10 protein-coding genes are annotated in these 11900 nt (G+C 61.4%); 2 read left to right on the top strand and 8 right to left on the bottom strand.

Going from position 1 to position 11900, the window contains the following annotated elements:
* Window positions 1-63: 63 nt before the first annotated feature.
* Complete coding sequence (locus ACWHXT_RS06385; RefSeq protein ID WP_447957645.1) at window positions 64-1161, top strand: PA0069 family radical SAM protein; 1098 nt, start codon at window positions 64-66, stop codon at window positions 1159-1161.
* Window positions 1162-1199: 38 nt separating this feature from the next.
* Here ACWHXT_RS06385 and ACWHXT_RS06380 read toward each other — a convergent pair whose 3' ends face one another.
* The 4 genes from ACWHXT_RS06380 to ACWHXT_RS06365 form a co-directional block, all read right to left on the bottom strand.
* On the bottom strand, window positions 1200-2378 hold the full coding sequence (locus tag ACWHXT_RS06380; RefSeq protein ID WP_447957644.1) for a Na/Pi symporter: 1179 nt from the start codon (window positions 2376-2378) through the stop codon (window positions 1200-1202).
* A gap of 383 nt (window positions 2379-2761) precedes the next feature.
* On the bottom strand, window positions 2762-2998 hold the full coding sequence (locus tag ACWHXT_RS06375) for a hypothetical protein (RefSeq protein ID WP_447957643.1): 237 nt from the start codon (window positions 2996-2998) through the stop codon (window positions 2762-2764).
* Between the two features lie 4 nt (window positions 2999-3002).
* Window positions 3003-4184, bottom strand: coding sequence for a Na/Pi symporter (locus ACWHXT_RS06370; protein WP_447957642.1), 1182 nt, complete (start codon window positions 4182-4184; stop codon window positions 3003-3005).
* Window positions 4185-4319: 135 nt separating this feature from the next.
* Window positions 4320-5240, bottom strand: a complete 921-nt coding sequence (locus ACWHXT_RS06365) for a bile acid:sodium symporter family protein (protein ID WP_447957641.1) — start codon at window positions 5238-5240, stop codon at window positions 4320-4322.
* Window positions 5241-5360: 120 nt separating this feature from the next.
* On the opposite strand from ACWHXT_RS06365, the gene ACWHXT_RS06360 reads away from it, so the two are divergent.
* The gene (locus ACWHXT_RS06360; RefSeq protein WP_447895654.1) at window positions 5361-5660 is read left to right on the top strand and encodes a helix-turn-helix domain-containing protein; all 300 of its coding nucleotides are present in this window, start codon (window positions 5361-5363) and stop codon (window positions 5658-5660) included.
* Here ACWHXT_RS06360 and ACWHXT_RS06355 read toward each other — a convergent pair.
* The 4 genes from ACWHXT_RS06355 to coxB are packed head-to-tail and all read right to left on the bottom strand — an operon-like array spanning window position 5614 to window position 11878.
* The gene (locus ACWHXT_RS06355) at window positions 5614-7896 is read right to left on the bottom strand and encodes a heavy metal translocating P-type ATPase (protein ID WP_447957640.1); all 2283 of its coding nucleotides are present in this window, start codon (window positions 7894-7896) and stop codon (window positions 5614-5616) included. The genes ACWHXT_RS06360 and ACWHXT_RS06355 overlap by 47 nt on opposite strands.
* A 22-nt stretch (window positions 7897-7918) precedes the next feature.
* Complete coding sequence (locus ACWHXT_RS06350; protein ID WP_447895652.1) at window positions 7919-8275, bottom strand: hypothetical protein; 357 nt, start codon at window positions 8273-8275, stop codon at window positions 7919-7921.
* A gap of 4 nt (window positions 8276-8279) precedes the next feature.
* Window positions 8280-10814, bottom strand: coding sequence for a cytochrome c oxidase subunit I (ctaD, locus tag ACWHXT_RS06345; RefSeq protein ID WP_447928632.1), 2535 nt, complete (start codon window positions 10812-10814; stop codon window positions 8280-8282).
* A complete protein-coding gene (coxB, locus tag ACWHXT_RS06340) occupies window positions 10811-11878 on the bottom strand; it encodes a cytochrome c oxidase subunit II (RefSeq protein WP_447528374.1) in 1068 nt (355 codons plus the stop codon). Before coxB ends, ctaD begins: the two co-directional genes overlap by 4 nt.
* Between the last annotated feature and the right edge of the window lie 22 nt (window positions 11879-11900).

The following is an 11900-nucleotide window of genomic DNA, read 5'->3' as shown; positions in this document are numbered from 1 at the left end:
TGGCACTTGCGCTGTAGAGGCATCGTTATATACTGTATTTATATACACTATAAGGATGTGGCAATGGCGCAACCTCTTACGCCCCAAGGCAAGGCGCCTTTTAAAGGCCGAGGCGCCACCTTCGACCCCCATAACCGCTTCGCGCTCTCGCAAAGCGAATACGAGTCCGATGGCTGGTGGCAGGAAGAGGCGCCCACCTCGCTTGCCACCGAAATACGCGAAGAGCCGAGTAAAAGCGCGCTTGCCTGGAACAGCTCGCCGGATCTCTCCTTTGATCGCTCCTTGAACCCGTACCGCGGCTGCGAGCATGGCTGCATCTACTGCTTTGCCCGCCCTTCTCACGCCTATTGGGATATGTCACCAGGGCTCGATTTCGAGACGAAACTGATTGCCCGCACGGGCATGGTCGAGCGTTTGAAAGAGGAGCTCAGCCACCCGGGCTATACCTGCCGCCCTATCAACCTGTCGGGCAATACCGATTGCTACCAGCCCATCGAGGCGAAACACCAAACCACCCGGCGCCTTTTAGAGCTTTTATACCAATGCCGCCATCCGGTCATGCTGGTGACCAAAGGCACACTCGTTCTGCGCGATATCGAGCTTTTAGCGCAAATGGCCGAGCACCGCCTGGTGCGCGTGCTGGTCAGCCTGACCAGCCTGGATGCGAATTTAAAGCGCACGCTGGAGCCTCGCGCGGCCTCGCCCCAGGCGCGGCTGAAGGTGATCCGCGAGCTCAACACGGCGGGTATCCCGGTGGGTGTGCTGGTCTCGCCGGTGATTCCCGGGCTTACCGATCACGAGATCGAGCGGCTAATCGAGGCCGCGAGCCGCTCTGGCGCGCGCACGGCAAACTGGATGCTGTTGCGCTTGCCCCGTGAGGTCGCGCCGCTGTTCGAACAGTGGCTGACCACCCACTACCCCGAGCGCGCCGACAAGGTAATGAGCCTGATTCGCCAGTGCCGTGGCGGCAAAACCAACGAGGCGGCGTTTGGCAAGCGTTTTCGCGGCGAAGGGGTGTTCGTCGATATGATCGACCAGCGTTTCAAGCGCGCCAGCCGCCAGTGGGGTATGCAGCCCCGGGCCGAGCAGGGTCTCAATACCCGGGATTTCAGAGCGCCCCGCGCTCAGGGCGATCTATTCGACCCGGCCGGTCCGGAGTAACGTTTGCGCGTTCGCCGCTCGTCGCGCTCTTCAGGGCGTTATCCGGCTATGACGGTAATGGCAATCAACAAGGCGGGCAGCGCGATAAAAACGCCCAGTACCCACACACCGGCGACCTCTTTGCGTTCGACGCTGGCCCGGCCCAGCCACTGGGCACCTTTGACCGGCAGCAGGCGTAAAAACGGTATTCCACCGATAATCAGCACGGCAAACACGTTGAACAGCAGGTGCACCAGCGCGATTTCCAACGCTAGCAGCGCCGTGGGGCCACTGATGGCCGTCGCTGTGAGCAGCGCGGTCATGGTGGTCCCCAGGTTACTGCCAATCGTGAAGGGATAAATTTGGCGTAGGGTAAACGCACCGGAGCCGGCCATGGGCACCGTCAGGCTGGTGGTCGTCGACGAAGACTGCACCAGTATCGTCACCAGCGCGCCGGACATAACGCCGGTGATCGAGCCGCGCCCAATGGCGCTGAGCATGATCTGCCGGGCGCGCCCGACCATCAGCCTTGATAACAGCTTGCCGATGTAGCGAATGGTAAGAAAGATCATCGCGACCCCCACAAGGATCAGGGCGGCGCCCAACGCCACCTCCGGAAGACGCGAAAGCGCACTCGCCACAAAATCCGCGACCGGATCGGTCGCCTGACCGACGAAATTGACGCGCTCGAGGGAAAGGTCTGCATCGCCGTAAAAGAGCACCGCCACGCGTTCGGCCAGGCGCTCCAGCGGGCTGAATAGAATCTCGATGGGCAGCAGGATGGCAACCGCTAACAGGTTGAAAAAGTCGTGCATCGTCGCGGCGGCAAAGGCGCGGCGAAACGCGTTATCGTCTTTCACATGGCCAAGGCTTACCAGGGTGCTGGTCAAGGTGGTGCCCACATTGGCGCCCATGATCATGGGCACCGCCAGGGCCACGGGCAGCCCGCCGGCGACCATACCGACAATCACAGAGGTGACCGTGGAGGAGGATTGAATCAGCGCCGTCGTGATAATGCCGATCATCAACCCCACGAAGGGGTTGGTGGCAAAGGCGAAGAGCTGTTCGGCTTGATCGCCCAGGGTCAGTTGGAAACCCTCGCCGACGATGGATACCGCACAAATCAGAAAATAAACGAGTAGCGCAAGCGCCAGCCATTGCCCCAGCTGGCCGCGTCGTATTTTTTGTTGATGGTACATGACGTTACTCTCTGCCCGGCGCTTGGCCGTCTCTACCATGGCGAGACGCTCCAGCGGCTTATACGCATCAAAGCGCTAGGCTCTGTCTGAAAAGTGCCTGCGCTCGACAATACGGCGTTAAAAATTGGCTCGCGCGCGAGTCCGATCAAAATACTCATTTACACATGTAAACTCCGTTTTTCGCCAATTTTTGCCTTGTCTTGTCTTCGCTCGTCGACTTTTCAGACAGACCCTAAACGCTTTAGTCTGCACCATCAACGTGACATCCTGGTGACAAGGACGCCGTGTCGTCTTTGCCAGTTTGTCTGCCGCTACATCATCGAAAACCGGGGGCGATCACCCGCGCCCTGAGTCGCCACCACCGACAAGAAGATCATCTCGGTGATGGCGAAACTTCAGAAGGGCCTTACATGCGCTGAATATCAGCGCTCGCCGCGGCGTTCGCGTAGCTCGCTGAGCACCAGTGCAAAAAAGCCGCGAATTTCCTGGAGCCTGGGCCGGGCCTCGTGAATGAGCGTATCCATCGACTCGATCTCGCGGTGCTGGTCCTCGCGGGCGGCGAGTTCGTTTCTGATCTCTTCTATCAGTTCGGCGGAGTCGTTCAACATGGCCTTGAGCTCGGCGGTTGACGTGCCTTCCAAGTGTTGTTCGAAACTCATGGCGTTATCCTAACATCGTCGTGATGGCAATGAGCGCTGCGGGCAGCGCAACGAAAGCACCCAGCACCCAGGCGGCCGCCAATGTTTTACGCTCGGCGGCCAGGTCGCCGAGCCGCCGGGCCCCCTTGACGGGCAGCAGGCGTAAAAACGGCAGGCCGCCAATGATGAGGATGGCAAAGAGGTTGAAGAAGAGGTGAACCAGGGCGATTTCCAACGCCAGCATAGCGTGCTCGCCACTCACGGCGGTTGCAGCCAGCAAAGCGGTAAAGGTGGTACCGACGTTCCCGCCCAGGGTGAAGGGGTAGATCTGCCTTAACGTAAAGGTGCCGGAGCCCGCCAGCGGGACCATCAAGCTGGTCGTAGTCGACGAGGACTGTACCAGAATGGTCACCAGCGTGCCGGAGATGACCCCGGTTACCGGGCCACGCCCGATGGCATTATTCATGATGCGCTTGGCACGACCCACCATCAGTTTCTTGAGCAGTTTGCCAATGTAGCGAATGGATAAAAAGATGGCCGTAATGCCGATCGCGATCATGACGATGCCACCCAGTATGGTAGGCAACCCCGAGACCAGGCTCTCTACCGAGCCGGTGACGGGGTCGGTGGCAAAACCCAACAGGTCCGCGTTGTCCATGGAGAGATTGGCATCGCCGTAGAAAAGCTCGGCTACTTGCAGCGCTATACGCTCCAGCGGGCTAAAGAGTATTTCCAGCGGCAGTAGAATCGCCACCGCCAGAAAGTTGAAAAAGTCGTGCACCGTGGCGGCGGCGAAAGCGCGGCGAAACTCGTCTTTATTGCGCACGTGCCCCAAGCTCACCAACGTATTGGTCATGGTAGTGCCGATATTGGCGCCCATGACCATGGGCACGGCGATCGCCACCGGCAAGCCGCCGGCCACCATGGCCACGATAATGGAGGTTACCGTCGAGGAGGACTGAATCAACGAGGTGGCCACGATACCGACCATGAGCCCGACCAAGGGATTGGTGGCGAACTCGAAAAGCTGCTCGGCCTGGCCACCCGTGGCGGTGCTGAAACCGTCGCCGATCACCGAAACCGCGCAAATAAGGCAATAAATCAGCAACAGCAGCGTTAGCCAATGCGTGGCTCGCCCGCCCCGCGCAGTGCTTTCTTCATCGTCGCGCGTAGTATGATCGGCTACGCTTGTCGTCGCTTCGGTCATCGTCTTACCCTCAGTAGGAAGTAAAGCGCCATCGCTCTCTGACTAAGCTTTACCCAGCATGACCGACAACCAATGACAATAAAGTGACCAGCGTCCTTCTGAGTTGATTATTTCCCCGTCTTTTTGAAGAGGTTTTCAGTCCCGCGCCAGTATTTTGGCCGCGATGGGTGAGGTGATCATCTGAATCACCGCAAAGAAGGCAGCGGGAATCGCGACTTCCGAGGGCAAACCGGAGGCCGCCACGAACGCCGCGGCAATGCTGAATTCCTTTTTGCTGACGGTGAACAGGTAGGTGATGATCTCCTTGCGGTCACGCGTGACCAGCCGCGAGGCCATGCCGACCAGGTAGCCCGAAAGGTTCAGACAAAGCGCCGCGCCCGCGATCACGAAAGCGTACGCGCCGTAACCGATGATGGTCTCGGCGTTGGGCCCGACCACGGCCAGCAGTATCAACAGGTAGACGCTGGAGCCAAGGCCTGCATAGGTGGCATCGAAACGCGCTAAAAAGCCCGTGAACATCGTGCGCAAGGTGACCCCTAATACCGTGGGTAGTAAAACGATCAACACCAGCTCGACGATGATCGCCCCTAGAGGAACCTCTAACTGAATGCCCGTTAGCCACAAAAACAAAACGGGCACGATGAACGGCGAAAGCGCGGTATTAATGGCGTTGAACACGGCCGCCAGCGCCACGTTACCCCGCGCCATGAGCACCAATAACGGCGATGACACATCCGTTGGCAAGGTGCCCAGCAGCATCTGCCCCGCCGCCAGGGGGCCGCTTCCGAAAAAGAGCCGCCCGGTCAGCCATCCGACAAGCGACATCGGCCCATAGACGAGCCCTAGCGCCAATAACGGCCGCGAGGGTTTGCGCATCACCTTTCGCACGTCGTGGGCATCGAAGGTCAGGCTGATGATAAACATCAAAAGCGCCAGCAAGACCCCGATAGCAGGTTCGAGTAAAAGCCCGGTTTCGGGCACCAACAGGCCCAGGGCGGCGGCGACCACGACCAACCAAAGAAGCTGATCCTCAACGAAAGATATAATACGGGTCATGCTGTTACGTTCGCTCCCTCGGTAGGCTAGCCATGCTCATGGGCTGTATATTCCTGCGCTTTATAGGCATGCTCTGTATATTCACCTTATCTTTTCAGCGACTTCCACTGGCAGACCTTCATGACCGACACGCCCAGCAAGACCCAGCTCAGTTTTTACCGCCGCCTGTATACCGCCCACCTGATCAGCGAAGGCGCGGGCAGCGTGCCCGAACTGATCAGCGCCACCGGCATGCCGCGGCGTACCGCCCAGGACACCATCGCATCCCTGGGCGAGCTGGATATTCGCTGCGTGTTTCACAACCTCGAGGGCGAGCGCCACAATATCGGCCGTTACGTGATCGAGACCTGGGGCCCTATCGATGCGCGCTGGGTCAAGGCGAATGCCGAGCGGCTGGGCCAGGTGCTGGGTTACCTGTAGCGTCTGGCGACGGTGGCGGCGCCTCTTCGGGCTCGGCCCAGGCCAGGCGGGCGGCATTGAGCGTGACGCTTAAAGAGCTTGCCGCCATGGCAAGCACCGCCGCCAACGGTGGTATCGCCATGATAACCACCAGCCCTAGCGCCAGGGTGTTATAAAGCGCCGAGAACGCCAGGTTTTGAAGCATCACCCGGCGAGTGCGTTTGGCAATGGCGAGCAGGCGCACCACCCCGCCGATGCCCGGCGTCAAAAGTTGGGCCGCGGCGCCCTCGCGGGCGGCCTCGCTTGCCTGCATGGGCGCGACCCCTACCCCGGCGGCGGCCAGGCTGAGCGTATCGTTGACGCCGTCGCCTACGTAAACAACCGGTGAGGCGAGCCCGGCCAATAGCTGGGCTTTCGCCTCCGGCGAGCGCTGGGCGTAGCAAGCGTTCGGGGCGAAGCCCACCTCCTTGCCCAGCCAGCCCACCGCCCCCTGGCGGTCGCCGCTGATCAGCGCGGTCAGATACCCCAGACGATGCAACTCCTCCAGGCTTTCTTTTGCGTCTTCGACCGCCGGGTCGGCCAGGTAAAAAGTAGCCAACCAGCCCGCCCGGTCGGCCAGTACGACCTGGGAGGCGAAGGCGTAATCGGGATGGGTGGCGCTGTCCGCCAGCGCCACGCCTTGTTCGCCAAGCCAGGCGGCGCTGCCCAGCCGCCAGTGCTCGCCGCTTTCGAACTCGACGGTGCGCCCGGCGCCGGCGGACTCTTCTACACGGGCAATCGCGCTGGTGCCATGGTCGGTATCCTGACGTTCGAACCCACTTGCCCAGCGTAAAAGCCCAAGGCTTAACGGGTGCTCGCTTTGGCGCGCGCTCGCGGTCAGCTTTGAGTAAAAATCCTGGGGAAAAGAGGCTTCACGAAGGGCGACGTGTACCACGCGATGCTTATTGGCCGTGAGCGTGCCGGTTTTATCGAAAGCGACAGCGCGCACTTGAGCCAGCACCTCGAAGGCGGCGGGGTCTCTTATCGCAACCCCGCTTTGCATGGCCTGGCCACTGCCGGCAAGCGTTGCCAGGGGTACGGCAAGCCCCACCGCACAGGGGCAAGCGACGACCAGTACCGAAAGCGCGCGGACCACCGCGTCTTCCCAACCGGCGCCCAGAATAGCCGCCGCTGGCAGGGTCATCAGCGCAAGCAGCAGCGCCGCCGGGCTCAGCCAAGCGGCGAAACGGTCGGCGAGCTTATGAAGCTCGCCCTTTTGGGTTTGTAAAAGCCGCATTTGCTCGCACAAACGATCCACGCGCCGCTCACCGGCGGCGGCGGTGACGCAAAGCGCTATAGTGTGATCTTTAGCGCCACCAGCCAGGTAGCGATAACCCGCGTACACGTGCTGGCCGCTGTAAAAGTAGCGCGGCACGCTTTCCCCGGAGAGCGTGGCGGTATCGAACCAGCCAGGCGCTTTTAAAGTGGCGTCCAACAGCAAGGTGTCGCCGCGCGCTAAAAGCAGGGTGTCGCCGGGGCTCGCCTCGTTGAGCGCAAAGGTTTGGGGGCCGCCGTCCCGGTCAAGGGTCACGCCGCCTTCGGGAAGCGCCAGAGCGTCGAAGGCCTTTAGCCCGCGCTGGCGGCAAAGGGTTTCGGCAAGGCGCCCCACCAGCAAAAGCGCGATCAGCATGACGGCGGTATCGAAGTACACGTCGATCGCGCCGCGCCAAAGAAGCCAGCCCGACACGGCCACCGCGCCCAGCACGCCCAGGCTTACCAGTACGTCCATGCCCGGGCGCCTTGCAAGCAGCGTACGAAAGCCCGCGCGGTAGAAAGGGATCCCCGAATAAAACACCACGGGCAGCGCAAAGGCGCCGGAGACCCAGGCCATGACGGTTTCGACCCGCCCCACCGGCACCGCGCCTGCGTAGATCAGGATAGAGGCGAGCATCGTCCACATGCCGAATACCGCCGCCACCATCAGGCGAAGGCTTAGGTAGCGGCTCTCTTTTTCGAGGCGCTCGGCGGCGTCCTGCACCGCCTCGAGTTCGCTTAACCGATAGCCGATGCGCGCGACTTTCGGGGCCAGTGTCGAGAGCGCCGCGGCGCCCGCCTCGCCTTTTACCCACACCGTGGCTGTTGGGTAGTGAACGCTGGCCGCCGAGATACCGGTAGCGCGCTTTAGCACCCCCTCGACGGCCAGCGCACAGCTGGTGCACCACATGCCGTGAAGGCTATAAAGCGCGGTGGTTTCAGCGCCGGGTAGGTCGCGGCTCATGGTGTCGATGGCCCAGCAAGGCTTACAAGCAGGGCGGCACGCCGATGATCGGCATGCCGGCAAAGACCACCCCGAACGCGGAGAACAGATAAAGCCCGGCGGAGACCAGGGCGTGAAACCGCGGCCGCCCGGTGTGCTCTTTGCCCACCTGCCAGCCCGCCCAGGTCAGCCATAGCAGGGCAAGTGTGGTCAGCACGCTGAAAAGCCCCAGCCCCAGGTTGAGCCCGGTCATCGCCCCCTGGTCCGGCGCCGGCGGCGCCACGGCGCAGGCAACCGAAAGGCCGCCATACACCGCGACGAACCAGATACTCCAGAGCGTCAAGCCAACCACCAGGTGGGCGGGATGGGTCAGGTGAAGTCGTCGAAAAGCGGTTTGCATTCAATTAGCCTCCAATGACCCGGGGCAGCACGCCAAGTGCGCCGACCAGTACCCAGAACGTCACCACGTTGTAGCGCCAGAGCTGCACCACCACCGCGGGCTCGAAGGGCGCATGACGGCCCACGTAACCATAGTGGACGCGAAGCCCTTGCATGGCGGACAAGATCATCGCCAGGCCACCGTGGAACAGCGCGTAAACGAGCCCGACCAGCATTATCGCATCGTGGCTCGTTTCGGTCGGGGCAAGCCCGGCGGTGAACAGTGACCATATGATCAGCCCTACCTGAACCGCGCCCAGCAGCGCGCTTAAATAGAAACCGCTCATCAAGCCCTTATCGCGCTGGCGGCGAAGCCCGCGAACCAGCTTCTCCATCACCCCGGCCCCCAAAGTGAGCGCCAGCCCAGCGCCCACCAGTACTACCAGCGAAAGCGGCGAAACCTCCGGCATGCGCCACTCCGGCGAGACGGTCCATAGATAGAACCAGCCAAACAGATAAGAGAGGAAAAACGAGCCATTGGCGATCGAAAACGTTGCCATGGCCCAAACGCCCGGGCCGCTCATGGTGCGCGAGTGCAGCGGCGGATCGCCTTCGTTGACCTCCGCGTCCGGGGCGGCCTTGGGATGGGCACCGTTCTCCCAGGCCCAGCGCAGCAAAAACACGCTGGCAACGATCACGAACACCGCGGCGAGCGCGTATACCCGCGTTAGCAGACTGATACACACGACGGCCAGCGCCAACGCGGCGAGAAACGGCCACCAGGAGTTACCGGGCAGGTGAACGATTTCGCGCACCTTGCCGGTAATCGAGTCGCTGCCCCACATTTCGCGGCGCCCATGGGAGGCAATCGCCAGGCCGTGTTTGCCCTCCGCCATGGTCTGCGGCAGGTTCGGGTTGTCCCAAAGCGGGTGGCGCGTTTCGATGTTGGGCAGGCTGACGAAGTTATAGGCGCTGGGCGGCAGCGTATTGGCCCACTCCAGCGTATCGGCGCCCCAGGGGTTGTGCTTGGCGGGCTTGCCGAAACGAAAGTGCAGCGCGATATCAATCAGCACCATGGCGATACCCGCCGACATCACGAAGCTTGCCACGGAAGAAAGCAGGTTGAAGATCTCCCAGCCATTACCCCCTTCGTAGGTATAGATACGCCGCGGCATACCCAAAAGCCCGGTCCAGTGCATGATCAGGAAGGTGCCGTTGAAGCCCAAGAACGTCAGCCAGAAGCCCCAGCGGCCGATGGTTTCCGACGGCATGCGCCCGGAGAAAAGCGGCAACCAGTAGTAGAACCCGGCCATCAGCGGGAAAAGCATGCCGCCGACCAGTACGTAGTGCATGTGCGCGACCACGAAGTGGGTATCGTGCACCTGCCAGTTGAACGGCACCAGCGCGAGCATTACCCCGGTCAAACCACCGCAGACGAAAATGATCAAAAAGCCCAACACCCAGAGCATGGGCAGCTTGAATTTGGGTTTGCCCAGCCACAGCGTGGCCAACCAGACGAATACCTGAATCGCGGTGGGCACCGCCACCAGCATACTCGCCGCCGAGAAAAACGCCTGGGCGAGCTGGGGTATTCCCACCGTGAACATGTGGTGAACCCACAAGCCAAAACTAATGAAGCCGGTGACGATGATCGCGAACACCACCCAGCCGTAGCCCACGATCGGCCGGCCGGCGAAGACCGGAATCAGGGTCGAAATAATCCCGGCCGCGGGCAGGAAAATGATGTACACCTCCGGATGGCCGAAAAGCCAGAAAAGGTGTTGCCACAAAAGCGGGTCGCCGCCGCCGGCCACCTCGAAAAACGGCATGCCCACGGCGCGTTCGAGCTCGAGCAGGATACTGCCTAGAATCAGCGGCGGGAAACCGACCACGATCATTAGCGCCATGGCCAGAATGTACCAGGCAAACAGAGGCATCTTGTGAAGCGCCATGCCTTGGGTCCGGGTGCGCAGAATCGAAACGACGATTTCGACACCGGCCGAAAGCGCCGAGATCTCGACGAACGTAATGCCCAGAAGCCAGAAATCCGACCCCAGCCCCGGCGAGTACTCACTGCTCGAAAGCGGCGTGTACATGAACCAGCCGGCGTCGGGGGCCATTTCGATCACCAGGCTCGAGGCCAGGATGATGCCGCCGAACAGATAGCAAAAATAACCCAGCGAGGTCAGCCGCGGGCATACCAGGTCCCGGGCGCCGATCATCTTGGGGATCATGTAGATCGCCAGGCCCTCGAGCACGGGAATCGCAAACAGGAACATCATCACCGTGCCGTGCATGGTGGTGACCTGGCTGTAGATATCCGGCGTCATGAAGTTCTGGTCGGGCGTGGCGAGCTGCGTGCGTATCAGCATCGACAAAATGCCGCCGAGCAGGAAAAACGCCATACCCGTGATCATGAAACGCAGACCCAGGGTGGTGTGGTTGACGATGGTCAACGCCTTGATGCCCCGAGGATTACCCCAAATCTCGTGCAGGTCCTCGTGCAGCGAGCGAGGGTCTTGCGGGTCCTGAGGCGTCGCTTGACGATTAATCGTTGTCATGGGGTTAAAGTCTCCAGCCAGGCACCCAGGTCTTCGAGCGTGTCGTTATCCAGATCGTCGTGTCGCGGCATCTTGTTTCCAGGCTTTAACGTTTGGTGATTTCTCAGCCACTGATAGACCGCGCCCTCTTCCATCGCCATGGCGCCGGCGCCGAGCATTGCTCGACCGCCCAGGTCAGAAAGGTTGGGCCCGATATTACTCACGCTCATGCCCGCCACCTGGTGGCAGCTCGAGCAGAAAGTAGTGAAGTTTTCCCGGGCCTCGGCGAAAGCGGCGTCACTGACAGCAAGCTCGGCCAGTGCTTCTTCCTGGCGCGCCGCAAGCCAAGCCTCGTACTCGTCCCGGGGCAGCGCTTCGACGTGAAGATGCATATGAGCATGGCCCACACCGCAAAGCTCGGCGCACTGCGCGCCGAACACGCCCGGCTCGTCGGCCTCCAGGCGGATACGGTTGACCCGGCCCGGGAGCATATCGATCTTGCCGCCAAGTCTGGGAATCCAGAAGCCGTGGATGACATCCGCGGCGGTCACGTGAAAATCCACCGGCTCGCCGGCGGGCATGACCAATTGATTGGAGGTCACGACTTCGCCGCCCTCGGCGCCTGGGTAGCGCACTTCCCACCACCACTGGTGCCCCACTACTTCGATGACTTCCGGCGGCTCGTCCAGCGGCAGCGGCAAAAGCCGCTTGCCGGTCGGTACGCCAAACATCAAAAGCGCGATGACCGTCACTACCGGCAGGATGATGCCACCGCCGATGATCCAGCGCCGGCCGATACGCCGCTCCTGGGCCGGGGTGCGGGTCACGTCCCGCGCGGTAAAGGTGTAGAGCCAAAGTGCGGTCACGGCCACCAGTACGACGGTAGCGAACCCGAGCATGACCCACCAGATCAAAAGAATATCCCGCGCCGCCGGGCCCGCAGGATTCAAAATGGAGTGATCCCCGGCGCAGCCCGTCAACAATGATAGCGCTACCAACGCTAGCGTTAACGGGGCCAGGTTGACCCACCGCCGGGATACGCGTTGAATACGTCCTTGGGGCGTCGCGCCGTTACGTTCCCTCATATACTCATTCCCTTTGTCTGCC

This window comes from Vreelandella halophytica (assembly GCF_968193635.1).
Note: the sequence above shows the minus strand (reverse complement) of the source record. Positions and strands in the feature narration are given on the sequence as shown.